Raw genomic sequence first — 23236 nt, 5'->3', positions numbered from 1 at the left:
TAGCGTTGCATCCTCGCCCTGGCGAGCCTTGATGCCGCCCTCGTCGCGCGGCAAGGGCTCAGCTATAAGGGCGGGGATGACCCGGAAGGGACTTCCGCGCGCCGCTGGAGCACGGGCTTGAACGATACGCCGACCAACGATCCGCCGCCGCACACGCCCCGGGAATCATCTGCGGGCGGGCGCCCGCCCTCGCCGTTCCGCCGGCGCCTGCGCCATGTGCTGCTGGCCATCGATTCCTGGATCGACTCCTCGATCTATTCCGGCGGCGTAGGGCTGCGCGCGGCCTGGGGCGGCTTCGTCGCCTTCACCGAGCGCTTCAACGTGCAGGGCCCCGCCCGCCACGCCATCTCCCTCGGCTCGGAGGCGATGACCTGGGGGGCGGTGGGCGCCGTGCTCATGCTGGCACTTGCCGTCCCGGCGTTCCAGGAGACCTCGGACGACTGGCTGAAGCGCGCCGAGCTCTCGGTCACGTTCCTTGACCGCTACGGCAACACCATCGGCGAGCGCGGCATCCGCCACAACGACACCGTGCCGCTGGAGGAGTTTCCCGATCACCTCATCAAGGCCGTGCTCGCTACCGAGGACCGCCGTTTCTACGAGCATTTCGGCATCGACATTCCCGGCACCTTCCGCGCCGTGCTCTCCAACGCGCGGGCCGGCGGCGTGGTGCAGGGCGGCTCCTCGCTCACCCAGCAGCTGGCCAAGAACCTGTTCCTGTCCAACGAGCGAACACTGGAGCGCAAGATCAAGGAAGCCTTCCTGGCGCTTTGGCTGGAGTTCCACCTCACCAAGAACCAGATCCTCAAGCTCTATCTCGACCGCGCCTATATGGGCGGCGGCGCCTTCGGCGTGGACGCGGCGGCGCAGTATTATTTCGGCAAGTCCGCCCGCGACGTGAACCTGGCCGAAGCGGCGATGCTGGCGGGCCTCTTCAAGGCACCGTCGAAATTCGCCCCGCATATCAATCTGCCGGCGGCGCGCGGACGTGCCAGCGTGGTGCTCGACAATCTCGTCGATGCCGGCTTCCTCACCGAGGGTCAGGTTTTCGGCGCCCGCCGCAACCCTGCGACCCCCGTGGACCGCAAGCAGGACGACCTGCCGGAATACTATCTCGACTACGCCTTCGACCAGGTGAAGCAGATCGTCGACGGCCTACCCAGGACATACGCCGAACGCTCCTTCATCGTGCGTACCGCTCTTGACCCTAACATCCAGAAAGCGGCCGACACCGCCATCCGCGACAGCCTTCGCCAGTTCGGCAAGGACTATGGCGCGCGGCAGTCCGCCATGGTGGTGATGGAGCCGAACGGCTCGGTGCGCGCCATGGTCGGCGGGCGCGACTATGGCGAGAGCCAGTTCAACCGCGCCACCGACGCCCTGCGCCAGCCCGGCTCCTCGTTCAAGCCCTTCGTCTATACGGCGGCGTTGATGACCGGGAAATACAAGCCGAACACCATCGTCGTCGACGGGCCGATCTGTATCGGCAACTGGTGCCCGCAGAATTACGGCCGCTCTTATGCCGGCTCGATCCCACTCATCAACGCCCTCACCCGCTCGCTCAACACGGTGGCGGTCAAACTGGCGGAGAGTATCGGCCGCGGGCGCATCGTCGATCTCGCACATGCGATGGGCCTGAAGACCGAACTCAAGATCACCCGCGCCCTCCCCCTCGGCGCGGCCGAGGTCACGGTGGTGGACATGGCCACTGCCTATTCGGTGTTCGCCAGCGGCGGCTATTCAGTCGACCCGCACGCCGTGGTCGACATGCGCACGCCCAATGGCGAGCCGGTGTGGAGCTTCGCCCAGAACGGACCGAAGCCGAAGGAGCTGATCCCGCCTGATATCATCGCCATGATCAATCCGATGCTGAACAGCGTGGTGGAAAATGGCACCGGACGACGCGCCATGATCCCGGGCACGAAGGTCTCCGGCAAGACAGGGACCACCAACGCCTATCGCGATGCCTGGTTCGTCGGATTTACTGGCAATTATGTGGGGGCGATCTGGTTCGGCAATGACGACTACCAGTCGACACGCAAGATGACCGGCGGCTCCCTGCCGGCGATGACCTGGCAGAAGGTGATGGCCTTTGCCCATCAGGGCATCGAACTGAAGCCCACGCCGGGCCTCGGCAACCAGCCTGCACCGGTGCTCGACGGCGCGGCAGCGCAGGCCTCGGCGCTCCAGATCGACGGTGTCCAGCGCCCGGTCACGCTCTCGCCGGCCTCGGCGCAACGGTTGATGGACCTGTCGGCGCGCCTCAAGGAGGCGGCGGCCCTGCCTGCCCGCCGTCCCACCGCCGGCATCGCTCCTGCTCCATCTCCCGGCACCAGCCTTGTGGGAAGCAACTGACCCGCCGCGATTGACCTTCCTCCCGCGAGCGCCCATCCATGAGGCGCCCGCTCCATCGGATAGCCTCTGCCCGTGCGCTCGCTTTTGTTCCTCCTGACCCTGGCCATCGGCGCCGCCCTCGGGCTCGGCCTTACCTGGATCACCACGGTGAACGGGTACGGGCCGGGGCTGGTGCGTTCCGGGCCGTGGGAGACTTGGCCGCGCGCCGGCACCGAGACAGCCGATCCCTATGCGCGCGCCGCCCTCGCCCGCGCCGGCGAACTGCCGCTAGAGCTGGCTGACGGCATCGCCTTTGTCGCCGCCACCGATTCTGCGGGCCGCCCGCTCGACGGGCGCTGCGAGATAAGGGTTTCCGGCAGCCTGCCGCAGGCACGGTTCTGGACCCTAACCCTGAGCGATGCCGAGGGCCGGCTGATCGACAATGCCGCCGCCCGCACCGGATTCACCAGCACCGAGGTGGTGTGGAACCGCGACAGCACGCTCGATGTGGCCTTGGGTCCGCGCGCACGGGCCGGCAACTGGCTGCCCACCGGCGCCCGCGACCGCATCGTTCTCACCCTCCGCCTCTACGACACGGCGGTCGGCCTCGCCAACCGCACCAGCGACGCCCCGGAAATGCCCCGCATCCTGACCGAGCATTGCCCATGGGAACGCAGCTCATGAGCGCGCATTGATGAGCCGTTTCATCCTGACCGCCCTCGCCGGCATCGTGCTCGGCCTCATCGTCCATCTGGCCGCCGTACTGGTGCTGCCCTATCTGGCCGAGCGGGACGCCTATGCCCGGCTGGCAGCGGTAGCGGCACCCAATGAGGTGGTGCCGATCGACGACCCTTCCGACCTCGGCGCGGTCCTGCCCGCCACCGACCCGGCCTTCATCTCCGCAGTGTGCCTGTATGATCTGACCGCCGGCCCGCTCAAGGTGCGGGTTCCCACCACGGAGGACTACACCTCGGTGTCGTTCTACACCCGCCATGGCCTGCCCTTCTACGCCATCAACGACCGCTCAGCGGGGCGCTCCATCATCGAGCTGGACCTGATGAACGCCAAGCAGCGCGCGGCGCTGCCGGAAGACGACGAAGTGACCGCCGCCGACCGGCTGATCGTCGAATCACCCAGCGATGAAGGCATCGTGCTCATCCGGGCCCTGGTCCGCGAGCGCAGCGCCCGCGACGAGGTGCGCGCGCGGATGCAGCTGGCGAACTGCGCCCCGGCCGCCTGATGGCGGCGGTCGACGCAGCGCCTAGCGCGGATCGTGGACCCCGGCGGCCGCGGGTGCCAATGCCGCCGTCGCCGGCCGCACATACTGCACAACGGGAAGAATGAGCACCTTGGCCGAGCCTTCGGGTGGCACACGCACACCCGCAGCCTCGCCTTGCGCCCGCACGGTCGGAAACGGCACTAAGGCACCCATCGCGCCCTCCCATATCCCGCCAATCGGCAGTGGCCCAGTACGGGACAACCATGGTTAACGGCTTTCTAACGTTCGAACGCTAGCTTGGTTTCGCGCCCCCGCCCGGTGGGCGCGACGTGACAATCGCGAGCTCTCCGCCTCCATGCCTTCCCTGTCCGGTACCGGCCCCATCGACCCGCACGACACGGCGCGACGTCCCTATCAGGACACCCGCCCGGCCATGCTGCGGCTGCTGGTGCGCGAATTCCTGCGGCAGCCGGTGCTCGGCGAAGCGGCAGAAGCCCGCTTCATCACTCTCGCCGTCCGGCTGATCGAGGGTGTCGACCCGACGGTGGCGGCCCGCCATGTGCGCGAAATCGCGGCGCACCCGGCGCTGCCGCGCGCGCTGGCCCGCCATCTCGCCGCCGGGCCGCTGGCGCTGGCCGGTCCGATCCTGCGCCTCTCGCCGGTGCTCGACGAGAAGGACCTGGCGGGGCTGGCGGAACAGGCGGGCCCCGCCCATCTCGCTGCCATGGCCGCCCGCCGCGAGGTGACGCCGGCCCTCGCCAAGCGCCTCGCCGAGCTGACCCATCGGCGCAGCAGCGAAGCCGCCCCGGAGGCACCTGCGGCGGAATCCTTCGTAGAGCCCCCCACGGCCGCCCCCCTCGTCGCCGAAGGCCCGGCCGATTTTCGCGCCGTACCGGCCGAGTCGGCGCCGCCCGCCGGACCCGACTTTTTCCTCGCCGGGCCGGAGGAGCGCGCCAGCCTCATCGCCCGCCTCGTCACCCTGCCGCCGCTGCCGCTGTCCGAGCGCCCGGCAGCGCCGCCGTCGAGCTTCATCGACGCCCTGCTGGACGCCGCCAAAGCGAAGGGCACGGGCGACCTTGCCGCGCTGATGGAGCGCGCACTGGGCGTTACGCCCGATAACGCCGCCCGCATCATCGCCGACGACACCGGCCAGTCGCTGGCGGTGGTCGCCCGCGCGCTGGGCCTGTCCTTCGCCATCCTCTCGCGCGTGCTGTTCCGGCTGCATCCGGTGGCCGGCCGCTCCGCCGGCGACATGGCGCGGCTGGCGGAAATGTTCGACGACCTCCCCCTCGCCAGCGCCCAGCATCTGGTCGCCTCCTGGCGCGGTGGACGGCGCCCGGGCCGCGAGCGGGCGGAGGACGCCCCCTCGATGCGCAGCTTCAATGCGCCCCACGCGCCGCAGCAGGTTCCGGCGGTCGCCGAAAGCCGCCAGCGCAAGAGTTGAGCGGCGAGACGATCAGTCGCGCGCCAGATCGAGGAAGCACCGCCCGGCACGGTCCTCGATCTCGACCAGCCAGAGGTCGGAATCATAGCGCGCCTCGCGCGCCATCCGCGCCTCCGCCTCGCTCTCGGGGCTGCCCGGCGGCACCAGCGGCGTGAACAGCCGCACGCCCTCGTCTTCCGGCGCCCCATCTAGCGAGGGCAGAGCCGGACCATAGAGCGCCGCCTTGCCGTCTTGCGTCGCCACAATCACGAAGACCGCGCCCGCCTCCTCCGCGCCACGCCGGCGCACGGCAGCAAAGGCGCCCGCGCCATTGGCCCGGCGCAGCAGGGCGGAAACGAAGATCCCGCTTTTCAGCCGCATGAAGACCTACCGTATGCTGAAGCCGGAAACGGCGGTGAGTTCGCGGATCACCCGGTCGGACATCTGCCCCGTGACCGGCAGGCGGCGGTCGCGCTCGAAGCGCTGGATCGCCTCCTCGGTGGCCGCGCCGAAGACGCCGTCGATGCGGATCGGACCATAGCCGAGGCGCGCCAGCGCCTTCTGGATTTCCATGACGCGCGGCGACACCGGCACGTCACCGGGCGGCAGCAGTCCGGCGGGCGAGGCAACCGCCTTCTCGGCCGTCGGCGCGGGCACCGCGGCCGCGGGCGCTGCGGCGGCTGGGCGTAGCGCCACGGGCTTGGCAGGCGGCAATGGCGTCGGCACTGCGGGAGCTTCCAGAGGCAGAGCCGCCGCAGGGGCCGAGGCCGCCGGCGGTTCGGCAGGGCTCACCGGCGGCGAAATGCTCGGGGCGCGGGGCGTGTTGACCTGGCGCAGTTCGGGCGGCGCCGAAACCGGCACCGCGCCGCGCCCGGCGGAACCGGGACGCCCCTGCTGCAGCGCCAGCGCGTTGAACAGAACGGCGGCGCTGGCGCCGGCGGCGAGAACGAGCATGAACAGGTCCGAGCGCCGCCGTCCGTGGCGATAGGGGCGCCCCGCGACGCGCTCGCCATGGAGATCGATATCGTCCACCAGAAGGTCGCTGGCATAGGAACGGGGCATGGAACCGTGATCTGGAAACCGAATCGGAGGGCGCAGGAGGCAAGGCCGGAAGACCATGCCATGCGGGGTTTAAGCGAACCCTAAAAGCCGCCTTCGTGCTTAACATTGCCTTTCCGCGATCGGCTGATTTTGCCGGTTTTCGACACAGCTTGGGCAACCTGCGGCCTTTATCCTCGGCCTCTAGGCTTCTGCGGGACGGCTCATGTTCTTTCTGCTGCGCATCGGTTTCTGGCTCACCCTCGTTTTCCTGCTGCTGCCGGCGGTGGTCGGCGGGCCGTCGACGCATGCCCCTGGGGACGGCAAGCCGACAGCGGGCGAGCCGCAGGTCAGCGCCATGGACGCGCTCTCGGCGGCAACGGCGGCGGCGGCCGATGCCGGCGGCTTCTGCGCACGCCAGCCGCAGGCCTGTGCGATCGGTGGCAGCCTGATCCAATTGATCGGCGAGCGGGCCGAAGCCGGGGCGCGCTTCGCGCTCAGCTACCTCTCGGAGCAGATTGTCGAGGAAAAGCGCAAGGCGGCGGCCCGTACCGGCGGTTCGCGCGCCGGCGACACGCTGACCACCCACGATCTCAGCCCCGCCTGGCAGGGCCCGCGCCCGCCGGCGGGCGGGGCGCCGTCCGACATAACTGGCTCGGCCGGCGCGGCGCCGGCCCCGCCCGGCGCCGTCGTGCCCCAGCCGGAGGCACCCGCCGGCGTGCCGCTGCCGCCCAAACGGCCCGCCTGAGCAAGGCGGGTGTACCGCACGCCATTGCGCTCGGCGCCCCGGCGCCCCTATATGCGGGCCGAGAGGCGCCGATGACATCAAAGATCGACAGCATCATCGAGGACTTTGAACTCCTCGACAATTGGGACGACCGCTACCGCTACCTGATCGAGCTGGGCCGCGCCCTGCCGCCCTTCCCGGAAGAGCGTCGCACCGAGCAATCCAAGGTTCAGGGCTGCGCCAGTCAGGTCTGGCTGGTGAGCGACGCCAGCGGCGATCCGGAGGGGCCCCGCCTTACCTTTCGCGGCGATTCCGATGCCCATATCGTGCGCGGCCTGGTGGCCATCCTGCTGGCGCTCTATTCGGACCGCCCGGCCCGCGACATCATGGCGGCCGATCCCGGCGCTGTGTTTACCCGCATCGGACTCAAGGACCACCTGACACCGCAACGGTCGAACGGGCTTCGCTCCATGGTCGAGCGCATCCGCGCCGACGCCCGGGCGGCGCTGGCACAGGCGTCCTAAGCTCCTTCGCCACCGGCGCCCTCCGCCGCCTTCCAGGCGCGGGTGCGGGCGCGGGCCGGGCCGCGCGCCGCCGCGCTCAGCCCATAGTGGCGCGCGAGCCGGTCCAGCCCCAGCGCCAGCACCACCTTGGCGGTGCGGTTCGGCCAGCAACGCTCCTGCTCCACCTGCTCCAGTCCTTTGAGGAAGCAGCACACATCCATCAGCAGGCCGGAGAATTCCGGCCCCGCCGCCTCCAGCGCCCGCCCCACGCGCTGGCGAGCGGCAAGCATCGCCTCGGACGCATTGAGCCCGGCCGCCCCTCCGGCGCGGTCCGCCCGCGTCACCGCGTCCCAGTTGGCCGTCAGGCGCGGGGCCATGCCGGCGCGAGTGAAATCGGCCCGCAGCCGCTCGCCCGCGATCAGCTGAACCGGCGCGATGAAGCTTCTGCCGTCGCGCCCGCGCCGCCGCGCCAGCCAACCGAGCGGGCTCTCCTCCAGATCGATGGCGACGGCGCGGCGCACGCCGTCGATCTCCACCTCGACATGGTCGATGCGGCGCTCAACCATGAATCCCTCCCGCGCCGATACCGACCGCGCCGACGGGGGGTGACAGGCGGCGAGCATCGTCCTCGAGCGCCGCGACCCAGCGGTCCCAGCCGGCACTCTCGCGGCGCTCCTCGATCCGGCGGCAGGCATGGGCGACGGTGGAGCGGTGACGGCCAAAACCGGCGGCCACCCGGCTCATCGGCAGGCCGAGGCCGACATGGGCGAGATACATGGCCAACGCGCGGGCCGAGGCGCAGCGCCGGTCGAGCCGCCTCGGATGCAGCACCAGCGGCAAGGGAATCGCGGTGGCGTCGGCGGCCAGCCGGGCAGCGATCAAGCACGTTTCGGCCGCCGGTCGCGCTTGGGTGGACAGGGCGAGAGGGTCAGGCATGAGGCATCTCCACTAAAGGAATTTAAGCCTATTGAGAGAATCGCAACCCGACAAGAACAAAAATAGAACACTGGCTTTTCGCGCGCACAAATGACGGAGAAGTCGCCACGGTGCATCGAGTCGGCGATCTAGGAATTTTATCCGCACCCGCTCCGCCGAGCCGATACTGGCCCCGGTTCAGCGAGGTTCGCCATGAGATGCCCATCACCTGCCCGCCACCGCCCCGGCCATCGCATCCGCGCCACCCGCAGCGAGGAACGGGACGACATCATCAACGGCCGCGTGGCGGCGCTGCGACCCTTTCTTGGGCGCCCGCAGGAGGGGCAGGGCGCGATCTTGCGGCGCCTGCTGCGGGCCGAGCGGCGGGCCGCCGGCTCCGGCATGGGTTATGACGCAGCGCGGCATGGCGCGCTGCGTCGGCTTCTGGCCGAAGCGGAAGCCGCGGCCCCGCTGGCAAGTCCGTTGCGCAATGAAAAAGGCCGCCACCCGGGGTGACGGCCTTTCCAATCGGTTCCGTACTGGCGCTGCGGCTCAGCCGCCGGCGGGGGTGCGCCGGCGCTGCTGGCCCAGACCCATTTCCTTTGCCAGCGCCGAGCGCGCGGCGGCATAGTTGGGCGCCACCATGGGATAGTCGGCCGGCAGGCCCCACTTCTCGCGATACGCCTCAGGAGAGAGGTTGTACTGCGTGCGCAGGTGCCGCTTCAGCGACTTGAACTTCTTGCCATCTTCGAGACACACGATGTAATCGGGCATCACCGACTTCTTCGGCGGAACGGCCGGCTTCAGCGGCTCCACCACCACCTCGACCTCGCCCTTGTCCACACGCTGCAAGGCGCCGTGCACATCTGCAAGGAGGGTGACTAGTTCATTGGCCGAGACCGAATTATTGCTCACATACGCCGAGACAATATCGGCGGCGAGTTCGATATAGCTGTCGGCGTCGTTGATATCGCTCATGGCTCATTCTTCAATTCATTTTGCAAAAGTCTCGTGCAAGGCCCAGGCGCGCCCTGCGCGCCGCCACTGTACGTCCAAATACGTCTTTTCCAAACGTATTCGGTTCGTCGGAAACGGCAAAGCCACAGATAGACTTGAACAGGAGAGATAACAAGGTTTTTCGAGCGCCATTGGTCGCAATGATGTGTGCAACGCCGGGCAGCCGTGAGACTGTCGTCCTGCTGTCGCAAGCTAAGGCCGATCGAAAGCCTGTAGCGCCGCGATGGGGCGACGCCGTTCCGTCGGGCAAAACTTCGTGAAGGACGACAACACTTGCCGCTGCCCCCAGGGGCCATTATCTCAGCGGAAAACCTCAAGGATTTTCCCATGGATCAGATCTCCCGCCGCCCCCGCGTGGTGAAGTCGGACGCGGAGTGGCGCGCCCAGCTCACACCCGAGCAGTACGAAGTGACCCGCGGTCACGGCACCGAATGCGCCTTTAGCGGCCCGCACCTCTCCCAGAAGGAGCCAGGCCTCTACCGCTGCGTGTGCTGCGAGGCGCCGCTTTTCCGTTCCAACGCCAAGTTCGAATCGGGCACGGGCTGGCCGAGCTTCTTCCAGCCGGTGGATGCCGAGGCGGTCAGTGAATATCACGACCATTCCTATGGCATGCGTCGGGTCGAGGTGCGCTGTGCCACCTGCGACGCCCATCTCGGGCATGTCTTTCCCGACGGGCCGCCCCCCACCCGTCTGCGCTTCTGCATCAACGGCGTCGCCCTCGCCTTCCAGGCCGATGCCCCTAGCGTCGAGGAAAAGCCCGCGTGAACACCGACACTGCTGCCCGCCCGACCGACGCGCCTCTCGAACCCGCCCATCCGCCGTTGATTCGCAGCTTTCACGGCCAGACGCTGGTGGATCCCCATGCCTGGCTGCGCGCCGACAACTGGCGCGACGTGATGCGCGATCCCGGCCTGCTGGCGCCCGACATCCGCACCTGGCTGGAGGCCGAGAATGCCTCCGCCGAGGCGTGGCTCGCGCTTCACGCCGCCTTGCGCGCCCAACTGGTCAAGGAGATGCGCGGGCGCATCAAAGAGGACGACTCGTCCGTGCCGTCCACGGATGGCCCCTTTGCCTATTTCACCCGCTTCCGCGAAGGCGGGCAGCATCCGCTGATCTGCCGGCGCCCGGCCGGCGCCATTGCCGGCGAAACCGTGCTGCTCGACGGCGACGCGCTAGCGGAAGGCAAGGCCTATTTCCAGTTCGGCGACGCGCAGCAATCTCCCGACCATCGCCTCTTCGCCTGGACGACGGACGAGGCCGGCTCGGAATATTACACGCTGCGTATCCGCGACATTGAGGCTGGCACCGACCTTCCCGATCTCGTCGCCGAAACCACGGGCGATGTGCTGTGGAGCGCCGACGGCGCCCACCTGTTCTACATCCGCCGCGACGCCGAGCACCGCCCGAGCTTCGTCTATCGCCACCGGCTGGGCACCGACCCGGCGCAGGACGTGCTGGTCTATGAGGAGCCGGACAAGGGCTTCTTTGTCTCGCTCGGCCGCACCCAGTCGCGCCGCTTCGGCCTTATCTCCTGCGGCGACCACGACACCAGCGAGGTCTGGCTCCTCGACCTCGAATCCCCGCTCGACGCCCCGCTCCGGGTAGAGCCGCGCGAGCCCGGCCTGCGCTACGGCGTCGAACATCACCCCGCACTCAGCGGCGTGGAGAGCCTGGTCATCGAGACCAATGCCGACGGGGCCGAGGACTTCAAGATCGTCACCGCGCCGCTCAGCTCACCCGGCCGCGCCCATTGGCGTGATCTGGTGCCGCACAAGCCCGGCCGCCTGCTCTTGTCGGCAACCGTGCTGCGGGACCATCTGGTGCGGCTGGAGCGCGAGGACGGGCTGCCGCGCCTCGTGGTGCGGACGCTGGCGGACGGCACCGAGCATGAGGTCGCCTTCGCCGAGGAGGCCTATTCACTCGGCTTCGATCCCGGCCACGGCTTCGAAAAGACCGAAATCCGCTTCACCTATTCCTCCATGACCACCCCTGCCGAAGTGTGGGACTATGACGTCGCGAGCCGCGCCAGGACGCTGCGCAAGCGCCAGGAAGTGCCATCCGGCCACGACCCGAAGCGCTATGTCACCCGCCGCCTGATGGCCCCGGCGGCGGGTGGCGAGCTTGTGCCGGTGTCGCTGCTCTTTGCCGCCGACACCCCGCTCGACGGCAGCGCCCCGTGCCTGCTCTATGGCTATGGCGCCTATGGCATGTCCATGCCCTCGGGCTTCTCCACCGCGCGCCTGTCGCTGGTCGATCGCGGCTTCGTCTTCGCCATCGCTCATATACGCGGCGGCACGGAGAAGGGCTGGCGCTGGTACCGCGAAGGCAAGCTCGCCCGCAAGACCAACACGTTCAGCGATTTCATCGCCGCTGGCGAGCACCTTGTCGCCGAGAAGATCGTGGCGCCCGACCGGATCATCGCCCATGGCGGATCGGCCGGCGGCATGCTGATGGGCGCGGTGGCTAATATGCGCCCGGGCCTGTTCGCCGGCATCGTGGCGGAAGTTCCCTTTGTCGACGTGCTCAACACCATGCTCGACGACACGCTCCCCCTCACCCCGCCGGAATGGCCGGAATGGGGCAACCCGATCACCGACGCGCAGGCTTTCGCCACCATCCGGGCGTACTCGCCCTATGACAATGTGACGGCGCAGGACTATCCCGCCATCTTCGCCCTGGCCGGCCTCACCGATCCGCGCGTCACCTATTGGGAGCCGGCGAAATGGGTGGCGAAGCTACGCGCCGCCAAGACGGATGACCGCCCGATTCTGCTGCGCACCAATATGGAGGCCGGCCATGGCGGCGCCTCGGGTCGGTTCGACCGGCTGGAGGAAACCGCGATGATCTACGCCTTCGCCCTCGCCACGGCGGGACGCTGACGCTGTTCGGTCCGAAACCGATGAAACATGAAAAAGGGCGCCCCGGGGGCGCCCTTTGCATGTCTGCCGCCCGTCGGCACCTCAGTCGCGCGCGGCGGCACCAGCGACGTGGTCGCGCAGTTCCTGCAGCGAAGCGAAGCGCAGCACGCCGTCGGGTAGGTCGGCCTCGATCGAGCCATCGGAATAGAGCGTGTAGCTCATGCCGCCGATGGTGCCGGACTTGAGCACGGTGACGGAAGGTTCCTCCGGCGCCGGAGCGGGCTCCTCGACCAGCAGGTCCGTCTCACGCAGGAAGGCAGGCGGCTCGCTGTCAGGCTCGGGCATGGGCTCCTCGCGCGGAGGCGGCACTCTGGTTTCCTCAGCGGCGGGCGCAACGGACGCGGGCGCGGGCCGCTCAACCGGCAGGCTCGCGGCCGCAGGTGGGCGCAGGAAGCCCGGCGGCTCGCGGCGCGGTGGCTCGGTCCGCGGGGGGTCGGCGCGTGGGGGTTCAGGCCGGAAAGGCTCGGGCCGGGCGGCCTCGACACGCGGGGGCTCGGCGCGCATAGGCTCATGGCGCACAGGCTCATGGCGCACAGGTTCGGGCCGAACCGTGTCCGCCCGCGCCGGCTCTGCACGCAAGGGTTCGGTGCGCAAAGGCTCCGCCCGCATACTCTCCAGGCGCGCCGCCTCAGCAAGGGGAGACCGGAAGGGCGGCAAGGGCTCGACGTCGGGCTCGAATTCCGGCTCCGGCTCGAACGCCGCATCGCTCACGCTCGGCGGTTCGGCGGCGCGCTTGCGGCCGAACCAGGCCGGCGGCGCACGCTCCTCGTCGAGCGGCGGTTCATCCTGTGGCGCGCGCGCCGGTGGTGCATCCTCAAAGGCCGAGGCCACAGGAGCGAGGGCGCCACCCGCCACGGCAGTGGTGGGCGCCTCCATCCGCGCGGCATGGTGCTCGTCCTCGAACGGCTCGAAATGCACCGCCCCTTCCAGCTTCTCGGCGATGTCGCCCAAGACCCGCAGAATGAAGCCGAGGGCGACCATCAGAAGACCGCCGACAAAAGCGGTACTGCCGACCATCATCAGGCCCGCGCCGGAAGTCGTCTCCGCGGAACCGAACCCTATTACGCCGAAGACGACGCCGAGCGCTGCCAGAGCCGCGCCGATTCCGATGACTACTGCACCCATGAAGAAACTCCGCCGGACCGATTCGCCGTCGGTCCTTCTTGTACGAGACTTTACGTCCAGTACAGCTTTAGCGAAAGCGGGCAGGACGATTGCCGTGTCATCGGGCCGCGCGCGCCGGCGGGGAAGAATTCGGCCGCGCGCGACGCTTTTGGTTGTCGCCCGCGCCGTCGCGCCCTATCTAATCGGTGCCGATCTTTCACGGTGTCCGCGCACCCGCGAGGGGCGCCGACGCGGCGCGGCCGGATTTCATTTCTGCGGAGACAGATTCCATGTCCTTCACGCTTCCCGAGCTTCCCTACTCCCACGACGCCCTCGCCCCCTATATGTCGCGCGAGACGCTCGAATATCACCACGACAAGCACCACCTCGCCTATGTGAACAACGGCAACAATCTGCTGAAGGGCACCGAGTGGGAAGGCCAGTCGCTGGAAGAGATCGTCAAGGGCTCCTTCGGCAAGAATGCCGGCCTGTTCAACAATGCCGGCCAGCACTTCAACCATCTCCACTTCTGGAACTGGATGAAGCCGAATGGCGGCGGCGCCATCCCCGGCGAGCTTGAGAAGAAGATCATCGAGGACCTCGGCTCGGTCGAGAAGATGAAGGAAGACTTCATCCAGGCCGGCGTGACCCAGTTCGGCTCGGGCTGGAACTGGCTGGCGGTCAAGGACGGCAAGATCGTCGTGATGAAGACCGCCAATGGCGAGAGCCCGCTGGTGCACGGCGCCACGCCGATCCTCGGCTGCGATGTGTGGGAGCACTCCTACTATATCGATTATCGCAACCGCCGCCCCGATTACCTCAAGGCGTTCGTCGAGAACCTGGTGAACTGGGACTACGTCGCCGAGCTGTATTCCAAGGCCATCTGAACGGCCTTCGTGCAAAACCGGGCGCCGTCGCGGGTCGACGGCGCCCTTTTTCATGGGCATTCGCGCCCCTATTGCCCGAACGGCACCTCGGTGCGCGGCCCGGCCGGGCGGGCCTTGGGCGGCCAGCCCTTCACGCAATAGTCGTTCCAGAAATTGAGCTGCCAGGCCGATCGCCACTGGTAGAGCCAGTTGTCGCACTCGGCCTTGGTACGGAAGCACCCGTCGGCGGTGCGGCCTTCGATGAAGTCGATGTTCCACGGCGACTGGCGCCTGCCGGTGAAATGCCCGTACCAGAGCTGCCCGGGCGGGATCGAGGCCGCCATCTTGCGGCAATCGCCGCCGGGAAAGGTCCCGGTGAATTCATAGGCCTCGGCCGCGCCGCTAGCCCATCCCAGCATGAGACCGGCGACGACCGCCGCCGACGCAATCGCTTTCCCGCGCATCGCACTTCCCTCCACGGCCGGCGAAAAGTCGCGGCCAGCACCCTGTCAATGTATGCGCCGGCGGGGCGAGGGAAAGGGGCCCCTACAGCCAGCGGATCATCCGCAGCCATGCCACCAGCCCGACGCCGAGCCCGGCGGCGAGGATCGTCACGGCCCAGAAGCCGTTCGGGTCCTGCGAGCCCGGAATGCCCTCCACATTCATGCCCATCAGCCCGGTGATCAGCGTCAGCGGCGCGAAGATCACCGTCACCGCCGCCAGCACCAGCATGGAGCGGTTCATCTGCTCGGCGCGCCGTTCCACCATCTGGTCGTAGATGACGGCGGCGCGGTCGCGCACCGAATCCAGCTCTTCGGCGAAGCGCGTCACCCGGTCGGCCGCCTCGCGCAGCCGGTTGCGATCGCGGGGCGAGAGCCATTCGGCGTCTTCCAGCGAGAAGTGATTCAGCGCCTCGCGCTGCGGGGCAATGTAGCGGCGCAGGATGATGGCGACGCGCCGGACCTCGGAGACCTTCGGGCTGAGATTGGAGAGCGTGGCGCTCAGCACCTGTTCCTCCAGCTCATCCGCCTGCTCGGCCAGCGCGGTGATCACCGTATCCATGCGGTCGACCAGGCGCATGGACAGGTCGGCGACGAACTCGCCCGGGGTGCGTGGCGCCCGCCCGCGCTGGATCGCATCCTCAAAATCGCCCACTGCCGACAGCGCCTTCCGCCGTACCGAGACGATGCGGTGCGGCTCCACCCAGAAGCGGATGGAGTGCATCTCGTCGGGCAGCGAATAGGGCATCAAATTGATGCCGCGCAGATTGAGGAAGGCTCCATTGTCGAACAAGGCACAGCGCGGGCGCGTTTCCGCCGCCACCAGCGATTCGAGAATGGAGGGATCGATACCGCTGTGGTTGTCCAGCCAGGTGTTGCGGCCGTGGCGATGTTCCATCTGCTGCAGGTTGATCCACTGGAAGCGCTCGCCCGACGGCACGCCCTGCCCGATCTCCTGCCAGCCGATCCGCCGCGCCCCGCCATTGCCGTCAAAGGTCCAGGCGGAGACGAGACCTTCCTTGTCATAGTCGGGCAAAGCCTGGCTCCTGCGTTTCGCGAATGAATGGCAGATGAACGCACCGATTGGAATGCGTTCAGTTTGATGAACCTTTTGCAACAGGGGGTTCAGATTGGGTTCGGCAGGAGGCGGCTAGGGTGGCGTTCATCAAAGGCCAGACCGGCCCGCGAGCGACCCGCAGCGTCCATCCGAGGATTTCGCCATGATCGGCCTCACCAAGACCAGCAAGCTCGTCGCGCTCGCTCTCGCGGGCGCTACTCTCCTCGCCGCCGTTCCCGCCGCCGCCGATGGCTGGCGTGGACCGGGCTGGCGCGGCCATGGGGGCGGTGGCCCCGGTTGGGGGCGTCCCGGCTACGGCCCGGGCTGGCGTGGTCCCGGCTGGGGTGGACCGGGCTATTATTACGGCCCGCGCCGCAACAATAACGGCGCCGCCGTCGCCGCCGGCATCATTGGCGGCCTCGCCGTAGGCGCGATCGCGGCCGGCGCCGCCAACAATTACTACCGCCCGAGCTGCTGGATGGAGACGCGCACGCTCTACAACAGCTGGGGCCAGCCCTATTACCGCGATGTCGAGGTGTGCCGCTAAGCGGCGCCCTCCCCTACCCAAGGCGCGACGGACGAGCGGGCGGCGGAGCGATCCGCCGCCCTTCGCGTCTGATATGGGTGCGGTCAGTCGCTCGCCGGTTGCGGCTCGACCTTGACGATGCCGCTGCGGTCGAGCCCAGCCAACGCCGCCGCCACCGCCACGCCGCCGACCTTCAGCTCCGGGGCCAGCTCGCTCAGCGGAATCAGCGCGAAGGCCCGCTCCATCATGCGCGGATGCGGGATTTCGAGGTCCGGCTCGGCGACCACCTCCTCGCCATAGAGCAGAATGTCGATGTCGATGGTGCGCGGCCCGAAGCGCACCTCGCGGGTGCGGTCGCGGCCAAAGGCGTGCTCGACCCCGAGCAGCATGTGCAGCAGCTCCCGCGCCGAGAGTTCGGTTTCCACCGCCACCACCATGTTGAGATAGGGCCCCTGCGGCACCGGCCCCCAAGGCGGCGTCTCATAGAGCGAGGAGCGGGCGATGATCTTCAGCCCGGTTCGGGCGATCAGCCCCACCGCCTTGGCCATGGTGCCGGCACGGTCGCCAAGATTGGAGCCGAGACAGAGATAGGCCACGGCCTTCTCCACCTTTCGCGGCCGGCGGATGAAGAAATCGGGCGGCAGCTTAGGAGGCATGGAGGATCGCCTCCGTCACCCGCGCCGCCTGCACATGGGCGGCCACATCATGCACGCGGATGATGGCGCAGCCGGCGCGGATGCCCAGCACATTCGAGGCGATGGTGCCCGGCAGACGCTCGGCCGGCGTCGCTTCGATCACCTTGCCGATCAGCGACTTGCGCGAGGTGCCGAGCAGGATCGGGAAGCCGAGACTGCCGAGCTCCGCCAGCGAGGCCAGCGCCTTGAGATTCTGCTCGAAGGTTTTTCCAAAGCCGATGCCGGGATCCAGGCTGATGCGGTCAGAGCGGATGCCGGCGCGCGCCGCCCGCTCCAGCGACTGCTCGAAAAAGGCGAGGATGTCGGCGACGATGTCGACCTCCGGATCGACCCGCGCCCGGTTGTGCATCGCCACCACGCCGGCGTCATACGCCGCCGCCACCCGCGCCATCTCGGGGTCGCCCATCAGGCCCCATATGTCGTTGACAAGGCTGGCCCCGGCCTTCAGCGCGGCGTCGGCCACGACGGCTTTCTGCGTATCGATGGAGAGCGGCACCGGCAGGCCGGCCAAAGCCTCGACCGCCGGCAGCACGCGGCGCAGCTCTTCCTCCGCCGGCACGGGTGTGTGGCCGGGACGGGTCGATTCCCCGCCAATGTCGAGAATATCCGCTCCCTCCGCCACCAGCCGGTGGGCGTTAGCGAGCGCATCGTCGAGCGCCGCGCTGCGCCCGCCATCGGAGAAGGAATCCGGCGTGACATTGAGAATGCCCATCACCAGCGTGCGGCCGGCATAGTCCAGCCGGCGGCCGCGCGCGTCGAGCAGGCGTTGGGTGGGCGGGGTAAGAGCGGCCATGGCGGTTCCGGTTTGGCAGTTGCCTTCAAATCGCGCGAGCCGGCGGCGAAGGCAAGCGCCGACACGCACAAGAACCGTCCTTACGCTCTCAGGCCTTCGCCCGGCTTGCCGAACCGCCCCCGCCTGCGCTCTAAAGGAGGCAGTGCGAGCGTGCGCAGGAGACGGCCATGTCCGGTGACACCGACGGCAGGATTTTCGTCGGGCTCAGCCCATCGAGCGACGGCGGCAAGGCGAGTGACCCGACGAGCGGCAAGGCGGAATATCTCGCGCTCAAGCTCGCCAACCGCCACGGCCTTGCCACCGGCGCCACCGGCACCGGCAAGACGGTGACGCTGCAAACGCTGGCGGAGGGTTTTTCCCGCGCCGGCGTCCCGGTCTTCGCCGCCGATATCAAGGGCGATCTCTCCGGCGTCGCCATGCCCGGCGAGGGGCAGGACTGGATCGTCAAGCGCTGCGCCGAGATCGGCATCGACTATGTGCCGGACGAGTTCCCGGTGATCTTCTGGGACCTGTTCGGCGAACAGGGCCACCCGGTCCGCGCCACCGTCTCGGAGATGGGCCCGCTGCTGCTGGCGCGGCTGATGGACCTCAACGACGTGCAGGAGGGCGTGCTTAACGTCGTCTTCCGCATCGCCGACGAGCAGGGCCTGCTGCTGCTCGATCTGAAGGATCTGCGCGCCATGCTCGCCTTCGTGGCGGAGAATGCGGGCAAGCTCACCACCACCTATGGCAATGTCTCGCCCGCGACCGTCGGCGCCATCCAGCGGGCGCTGCTGGTGCTGGAGAATCAGGGCGCCGACAAATTCTTCGGTGAGCCGGCGCTGAAGATCACGGACCTCATGCGGGTCGAGCCGCGCTCGGGCTACGGCACCATCTCGCTGCTGGCGGCGGACAAGTTGATGGGCTCGCCCCGGCTCTACGCTTCCTTCCTGCTGTGGCTGCTGTCCGAGCTGTTCGAGGAGCTTCCCGAGGTCGGCGACCCCGATAAGCCAAAGATCGTGTTCTTCTTCGACGAGGCGCATCTTCTGTTCGACGAGGCGCCCAAGGCGCTGCTGCAGAAGATCCAGCAGGTGGTGCGGCTGATCCGCTCAAAGGGGGTGGGCGTCTATTTCGTCACCCAGAACCCGCTTGATGTGCCCGACAGCGTGCTTTCCCAGCTCGGCAACCGGGTGCAGCACGCGCTGCGCGCCTTCACCCCGCGCGACCAGAAGGCGGTGAAGGCGGCGGCCGACACCTTCCGCCCCAACCCGAAACTCAACACGGCGCAGGTCATAACTGAGCTTGGCAAGGGCGAGGCGCTGGTCTCCATGCAGGAGGGCAATGGCACGCCCTCCATGGTCGAGCGCACGCTGATCGCCCCGCCCGCCGCCCGCGTCGGGCCGATCACGCCGGAACTGCGCAAGGTCGCCCTCGCCCAAAGCCCGGTGCGCCACGCCTATGACGAGACGCTGGACCGCGAATCCGCCTACGAAATCCTGGCCAAGCGTGCCGAACAGGCCACCGCGCCGGACGCGACGCCCACGCCGGCCGAAGCCGAGGCGCAAAGCGGCGGCTGGCTGTCCGATGCGCTGGGCGGCCTGTTCCGGCGCGGCCCGCGCGGCGGCATGAGCATGGGCGAGCGGATGGTCAATCAGGTGACGCGGCAGGTCACCAATGAGCTGACGAAGGCCATTCTGCGCAACGTGCTGGGCGGTGCGCGCCGGCGGTAGACACCCATCAGATCCTCATGGCCGGGCTTGACCCGGCCACCCAGTCCTTGACGGAGGCGCAAGGTGTCTGGGTCCCCGGGTCAAGCCCGGGGATAAGGCGGAAAAGGCTTCTTTGAAACGACAAGGACTCCCGGCCATGGCCGCTCTCTCCAAGGCAGACCTCGACCGCGTACTCGCCACCGTCGATACCGATCTCGACGCCTCGATCGAGCGCCTGTTCGCCTTTCTGCACATCCCTTCCATCTCAACCGATCGCGCCTATGCCGCCGAGTGCCGACGTGCCGGGCAGTGGCTGGCGGACGATCTGGCCTCGCTCGGCCTTACCGCGAAGCTGAACGACACGCCAGGCCACCCGATCGTCACCGGCACCTCGGCCGGGGCGGCGGCGCGGCGGGTGATGTTCTATGGCCATTACGACGTGCAGCCGGTCGATCCGCTGGAGCTGTGGGACAGCCCGCCCTTCGAGCCGCGCATCGTCGAGAACGCGGACGGGGTGAAGCGGATCGTCGCCCGCGGTTCCTCGGACGACAAGGGCCAGGTGATGACCTTCGTCGAGGCCTGCCGCGCCTATCTGCGCACCGTAGGCCGCCTGCCGGTCGAGGTGGCGATCGTCGTCGAGGGCGAGGAGGAAAGCGGCTCGGCCCATATCGGGCCCTTCCTTGAGGCGCATAAGGAAGCGCTGAAGGCCGATCTGGCGCTGGTCTGCGACACCGGCATGTGGGATGCGAACACCCCCGCCATCATCCTCTCGCTGCGCGGGCTGATGCATGACGAGTTCGTCGTGCGCGCCGCCGATCGCGACCTGCATTCCGGCTATTATGGCGGGGCCGCCGCCAACCCGCTGCATGTGATCTCGAAGATCATAGGCGGCGTGCACGGGCCGGATGGGCGGATCACCATTCCCGGCTTCTATGACGGCGTCGTCGAGCCGCCGGAGCATGTGAAGCGGTCCTGGTCCGAGCTCGACCTGACGGCGGAGAACTTCCTCGGCCCCATCGGCCTTTCCGAGCCGATCGGCGAGAAGGATCGGCTGCTGATCGAGATGGTGTCGACCCGCCCGACCTTCGAGGTCAACGGTATGTGGGGCGGCTATACCGGCGAGGGCGCCAAGACCGTCATCCCCTCCATCGCCACCGCCAAGATCACCTGCCGCCTCGTGGCGGACCAGGACCCCGCCCATGTGCGCGATTGCGTGCGTGCCTATATCCGCTCGAAGCTGCCGGCGGACTGCACGGTCGAATTCCTCAGCGGCGAGGGCAATCCGGCGGTCGCCGTCGCCCATGACAACCCGCTGCTGGCAAAGGCCGCTGCGGCGCTGGGCGAGGAATGGGGCACACCGGCCGTCACCTATGGCGAAGGCGGCTCAATCCCGGTGGTCGGCCAGTTCAAGAAGGTACTGGGGCAGGATACGCTGCTGGTCGGCTTCGCGCTGGACGATGACCGCATCCACTCACCGAACGAGAAATACGACCTCACCTCCTTCCACAAGGGTATTCGCAGCTGGGTCCGCATCCTGGCGGCGCTGGCGGAGTAGCTGATATGTCGCATCACTGGACGCAGACCTGGAGCTTCTTCAACGGCGAGTGGCAGGAGGGCAATATCCCGATCATGGGCGTGCGCACCCATGCCGCCTGGCTCGGCACCTCGGTGTTCGACGGCGCCCGCGCCTTTGAGGGGGTGACGCCCGACCTCGCCCAGCACTGCGCGCGGGTGAACCGCTCGGCGCTGGCGATGGGGCTGAAGCCTCTCGTCTCGGTGGAGAAATGGGTCGAACTGACCCATGAGGGCATCAAGCGTTTCGCGCCCGGCGCCGCGCTCTACATCCGCCCGATGTACTGGGCGGAATATCCCGGCGCGCGCACGGTGGACGCCGACCCGGAATCGACCCGCTGGTGCCTCAGCCTCTACGAGGCCGGCATGCCGAGCCCCGACCACGGCACCGCGATCACCCTGTCGCGCTACCGCCGCCCCACCCTTGAGTGCGCCGTAACCGACGCCAAGGCCGGCTGCCTCTACCCCAATAACAGCCGGGCGCTGGTAGAGGCGCACGCGCGCGGCTTCGACAATGCGGTGCTGTGCGACATGATCGGCAATGTCGCCGAACTTGCCACCGCCAATGTCTTCCTCGCCAAAGACGGCGTGGCCTTCACCCCGGCCCCGAACGGCACGTTCCTGGCGGGGATCACCCGCACCCGCACGGCAAATCTGCTGCGCGCGGCGGGGATCGAGGTGGTGGAGGGCGCGCTGACCTGGCGCGACTTCCTGGAAGCGGACGAGATCTTCTCGACAGGCAATTATTCCAAAGTGACGCCGGTAACGCGGATCGAGGACCGGGACCTCCAGCCTGGCCCGGTCTATCGCCGGGCCCGCGAGCTCTATTGGGAGTTCGCCCATTCCTGACGTGTCGCCCGCTGCCCCGCTTCCCGCCCTCGTCGAGGGGGTCCGCTCCGGCCACCGGGCGACGCTCGCCCGCGCGATCACGCTGGTGGAATCGCGTAAGCCGGCGCACCGCCTGCTGGCGGCGGAGCTGCTGCAAGCGCTGCTGCCGCAGACCGGGCATGCCATCCGCGTCGGCATCACCGGCGTGCCGGGGGTCGGCAAGTCGACCACCATCGATTCGCTCGGCAGCCATCTGATCGCGCAGGGCCACAAGGTGGCGGTGCTGGCGGTCGATCCCTCCTCCTCGCGCACAGGCGGTTCGATCCTCGGCGACAAGACGCGCATGGGGCGGTTGGCGCTGGAGGAGCGCGCCTTCATCCGCCCCTCCCCGGCCGCCGGCACGCTGGGCGGCGTCGCCGCCCGCACCCGCGAGACGATGCTGCTGTGCGAGGCCGCGGGTTATGACGTGGTCCTCGTCGAGACGGTCGGCGTCGGCCAGTCGGAGACGGCGGTGGCCGACATGACCGACACCTTCCTCGTTCTCATGCTCCCCGGCGCCGGCGATGAACTGCAGGGCATCAAGAAGGGCATCATCGAGCTGGCCGACATTGTCGCCGTGAACAAGGCCGACGGTGCCAACCTCGCCCGTGCCCGTGCGGCGGCGGGGGAGTACCGCGGGGCGCTGCATGTGCTGGGCGGGCGCGAGTCATTCTGGTCGACGCCGGTGCTCACCTATTCCGGCCTCACCGGCGAGGGGGTCGAGGCGTTGTGGGCCAAGGTTCTCGAACACCGCAACCGCAGCGAGGCGGCCGGAGCGCTCAGCGCCCGGCGCAGCGCCCAGCAGGTCAAATGGATGTGGACCCTGTTCGACGAGCGAGTGCGCGAAAGGATGCGCGCCGAGCCGGCCCTGCGGGCCCGGTTGCCGTCCATCGAGCACGCCGTCGCGGCGGGATCGCTCTCGCCCACGCTCGGCGCTGCGAAGATCGCGGACCTCTTCGGCTGGAAGGATCTTTGAGCCTTCGACTCGCAAAAAAGCCGAAATGATGGAAGAATATTGACGGCAGAGGCGACGGTTCCTGGTCGGCACCGAAATGGCAAGCTCGACCAGAAGGAGTGACGGATATCATCATGCAGGATCTGCCCACGCTGTCCGGCCAGCGCGTCTTCGTTGTCGAGGACGAGACCTTGGTCGCGATGATGATCGAGGGCATGCTTGAGGAACTGGGCGCCACCGTTGTCGGCAACGAGTCGCGCATTGACGATGCGCTGAATTTCGTCGCCGCGCGTCATGGCGAGATTGATGTCGCCATGCTCGACCTCAATCTTGGCACCCGCCACAGCTATGACGTCGCCGAGGCGATCGCCAGTCACGGCATTCCGATCGTGTTCTCCACCGGCTATTCCGACAGTGCCATCGATGCCGCCTGGCGCAACTGCCCGGTGCTGAACAAGCCGTTCCAGCTCGCCGATCTGCAGGGCGCGCTCTCGCGGGCGCTGGACAAGCGCGCCGCCTGAT

25 protein-coding genes are annotated in these 23236 nt (G+C 68.3%); 15 read left to right on the top strand and 10 right to left on the bottom strand.

Going from position 1 to position 23236, the window contains the following annotated elements:
• The first annotated feature begins 117 nt into the window (after positions 1 to 117).
• The 4 genes from BLO63_RS12120 (at position 118) to BLO63_RS12105 (ending at position 4994) form a co-directional block, all read left to right on the top strand.
• A complete protein-coding gene (locus tag BLO63_RS12120) occupies positions 118 to 2352 on the top strand; it encodes a transglycosylase domain-containing protein (RefSeq protein ID WP_091440788.1) in 2235 nt (744 codons plus the stop codon).
• 72 nt (positions 2353 to 2424) lie between these two features.
• Entirely contained in the window at positions 2425 to 3015 is a 591-nt protein-coding gene (locus BLO63_RS12115; RefSeq protein ID WP_091440785.1) for a DUF1214 domain-containing protein, read from the top strand.
• Positions 3016 to 3025: 10 nt separating this feature from the next.
• A complete protein-coding gene (locus tag BLO63_RS12110) occupies positions 3026 to 3571 on the top strand; it encodes a DUF1254 domain-containing protein (protein ID WP_091440783.1) in 546 nt (181 codons plus the stop codon).
• Positions 3572 to 3905: 334 nt separating this feature from the next.
• A complete protein-coding gene (locus tag BLO63_RS12105; RefSeq protein WP_091440780.1) occupies positions 3906 to 4994 on the top strand; it encodes a DUF2336 domain-containing protein in 1089 nt (362 codons plus the stop codon).
• A 12-nt stretch (positions 4995 to 5006) separates the two neighbouring features.
• On the opposite strand, the gene BLO63_RS12100 is transcribed toward BLO63_RS12105, so the two are convergent.
• Together BLO63_RS12100 and BLO63_RS12095 are read right to left on the bottom strand one after the other, a co-directional pair.
• Entirely contained in the window at positions 5007 to 5354 is a 348-nt protein-coding gene (locus BLO63_RS12100; RefSeq protein WP_091440776.1) for a DUF1491 family protein, read from the bottom strand.
• Positions 5355 to 5360: 6 nt separating this feature from the next.
• Positions 5361 to 6035, bottom strand: a complete 675-nt coding sequence (locus tag BLO63_RS12095; protein WP_091440774.1) for a peptidoglycan-binding domain-containing protein — start codon at positions 6033 to 6035, stop codon at positions 5361 to 5363.
• Between the two features lie 202 nt (positions 6036 to 6237).
• Here BLO63_RS12095 and BLO63_RS12090 point away from each other — a divergent pair, with 202 nt between their 5' ends.
• Both BLO63_RS12090 and BLO63_RS12085 read left to right on the top strand, forming a co-directional pair.
• Positions 6238 to 6759, top strand: coding sequence for a DUF5330 domain-containing protein (locus BLO63_RS12090; RefSeq protein WP_091440772.1), 522 nt, complete (start codon positions 6238 to 6240; stop codon positions 6757 to 6759).
• A gap of 71 nt (positions 6760 to 6830) precedes the next feature.
• Positions 6831 to 7262, top strand: a complete 432-nt coding sequence (locus tag BLO63_RS12085; protein WP_091440769.1) for a SufE family protein — start codon at positions 6831 to 6833, stop codon at positions 7260 to 7262.
• On the opposite strand, the gene BLO63_RS12080 is transcribed toward BLO63_RS12085, so the two are convergent.
• From BLO63_RS12080 to BLO63_RS12065, 3 genes are all read right to left on the bottom strand, one after another.
• Complete coding sequence (locus BLO63_RS12080) at positions 7259 to 7807, bottom strand: DUF6456 domain-containing protein (RefSeq protein ID WP_091440765.1); 549 nt, start codon at positions 7805 to 7807, stop codon at positions 7259 to 7261. The genes BLO63_RS12085 and BLO63_RS12080 overlap by 4 nt on opposite strands.
• The gene (locus tag BLO63_RS12075) at positions 7800 to 8177 is read right to left on the bottom strand and encodes a helix-turn-helix domain-containing protein (RefSeq protein WP_091440764.1); all 378 of its coding nucleotides are present in this window, start codon (positions 8175 to 8177) and stop codon (positions 7800 to 7802) included. The genes BLO63_RS12080 and BLO63_RS12075 overlap by 8 nt, the downstream gene beginning before the upstream one ends.
• Before the next feature lie 531 nt (positions 8178 to 8708).
• Positions 8709 to 9134: a Ros/MucR family transcriptional regulator gene (locus BLO63_RS12065; protein ID WP_091440758.1), complete on the bottom strand. Its 426-nt coding sequence runs from the start codon at positions 9132 to 9134 to the stop codon at positions 8709 to 8711.
• Positions 9135 to 9500: 366 nt separating this feature from the next.
• On the opposite strand from BLO63_RS12065, the gene msrB reads away from it, so the two are divergent.
• Together msrB and BLO63_RS12055 are read left to right on the top strand one after the other, a co-directional pair.
• Positions 9501 to 9938 (top strand): peptide-methionine (R)-S-oxide reductase MsrB, encoded by a 438-nt coding sequence (gene msrB, locus BLO63_RS12060; RefSeq protein ID WP_091440755.1) that lies wholly within the window; start codon positions 9501 to 9503, stop codon positions 9936 to 9938.
• A complete protein-coding gene (locus BLO63_RS12055; RefSeq protein ID WP_091440753.1) occupies positions 9935 to 12052 on the top strand; it encodes a S9 family peptidase in 2118 nt (705 codons plus the stop codon). The genes msrB and BLO63_RS12055 overlap by 4 nt, the downstream gene beginning before the upstream one ends.
• 81 nt (positions 12053 to 12133) lie before the next feature.
• On the opposite strand, the gene BLO63_RS12050 is transcribed toward BLO63_RS12055, so the two are convergent.
• The gene (locus BLO63_RS12050) at positions 12134 to 13216 is read right to left on the bottom strand and encodes a hypothetical protein (RefSeq protein ID WP_091440750.1); all 1083 of its coding nucleotides are present in this window, start codon (positions 13214 to 13216) and stop codon (positions 12134 to 12136) included.
• A gap of 269 nt (positions 13217 to 13485) precedes the next feature.
• Here BLO63_RS12050 and BLO63_RS12045 point away from each other — a divergent pair, with 269 nt between their 5' ends.
• Complete coding sequence (locus BLO63_RS12045; RefSeq protein WP_091440746.1) at positions 13486 to 14082, top strand: superoxide dismutase; 597 nt, start codon at positions 13486 to 13488, stop codon at positions 14080 to 14082.
• Positions 14083 to 14150: 68 nt separating this feature from the next.
• Here the strand turns inward: BLO63_RS12045 and BLO63_RS12040 are convergent, their stop codons facing one another.
• Entirely contained in the window at positions 14151 to 14525 is a 375-nt protein-coding gene (locus BLO63_RS12040; RefSeq protein ID WP_091440743.1) for a hypothetical protein, read from the bottom strand.
• Positions 14526 to 14607: 82 nt separating this feature from the next.
• The gene (locus BLO63_RS12035; RefSeq protein ID WP_091440741.1) at positions 14608 to 15597 is read right to left on the bottom strand and encodes a zinc transporter ZntB; all 990 of its coding nucleotides are present in this window, start codon (positions 15595 to 15597) and stop codon (positions 14608 to 14610) included.
• 184 nt (positions 15598 to 15781) lie between these two features.
• Here BLO63_RS12035 and BLO63_RS12030 point away from each other — a divergent pair, with 184 nt between their 5' ends.
• Positions 15782 to 16165 carry a hypothetical protein gene (locus BLO63_RS12030; protein ID WP_091440738.1) on the top strand — a complete coding sequence of 128 codons (384 nt, stop codon included), beginning with the start codon at positions 15782 to 15784 and terminating at the stop codon, positions 16163 to 16165.
• Positions 16166 to 16248: 83 nt separating this feature from the next.
• Here BLO63_RS12030 and folK read toward each other — a convergent pair whose 3' ends face one another.
• Positions 16249 to 16800: a 2-amino-4-hydroxy-6-hydroxymethyldihydropteridine diphosphokinase gene (gene folK, locus BLO63_RS12025; RefSeq protein ID WP_091440736.1), complete on the bottom strand. Its 552-nt coding sequence runs from the start codon at positions 16798 to 16800 to the stop codon at positions 16249 to 16251.
• On the bottom strand, positions 16790 to 17632 hold the full coding sequence (gene folP, locus BLO63_RS12020) for a dihydropteroate synthase (RefSeq protein WP_091440733.1): 843 nt from the start codon (positions 17630 to 17632) through the stop codon (positions 16790 to 16792). The genes folK and folP overlap by 11 nt, the downstream gene beginning before the upstream one ends.
• A 167-nt stretch (positions 17633 to 17799) precedes the next feature.
• Between folP and BLO63_RS12015 the strand changes: the two genes are divergently transcribed.
• The 5 genes from BLO63_RS12015 (at position 17800) to BLO63_RS11995 (ending at position 23235) form a co-directional block, all read left to right on the top strand.
• Positions 17800 to 19341, top strand: coding sequence for a helicase HerA-like domain-containing protein (locus BLO63_RS12015; RefSeq protein WP_091440731.1), 1542 nt, complete (start codon positions 17800 to 17802; stop codon positions 19339 to 19341).
• A 136-nt stretch (positions 19342 to 19477) separates the two neighbouring features.
• Positions 19478 to 20875, top strand: a complete 1398-nt coding sequence (locus BLO63_RS12010) for a dipeptidase (RefSeq protein WP_091440728.1) — start codon at positions 19478 to 19480, stop codon at positions 20873 to 20875.
• A 5-nt stretch (positions 20876 to 20880) separates the two neighbouring features.
• Positions 20881 to 21741 carry a branched-chain amino acid aminotransferase gene (locus BLO63_RS12005; RefSeq protein ID WP_091440726.1) on the top strand — a complete coding sequence of 287 codons (861 nt, stop codon included), beginning with the start codon at positions 20881 to 20883 and terminating at the stop codon, positions 21739 to 21741.
• Position 21742: 1 nt separating this feature from the next.
• Positions 21743 to 22735, top strand: a complete 993-nt coding sequence (gene meaB, locus BLO63_RS12000; protein ID WP_091440724.1) for a methylmalonyl Co-A mutase-associated GTPase MeaB — start codon at positions 21743 to 21745, stop codon at positions 22733 to 22735.
• Between the two features lie 113 nt (positions 22736 to 22848).
• A complete protein-coding gene (locus BLO63_RS11995; protein WP_091440720.1) occupies positions 22849 to 23235 on the top strand; it encodes a response regulator in 387 nt (128 codons plus the stop codon).
• Position 23236 lies beyond the last annotated feature (1 nt).

This window comes from Ancylobacter rudongensis, assembly GCF_900100155.1.
Lineage (GTDB): Bacteria > Pseudomonadota > Alphaproteobacteria > Rhizobiales > Xanthobacteraceae > Ancylobacter > Ancylobacter rudongensis.
This window is presented reverse-complemented; position numbering and strand designations above follow the sequence as displayed.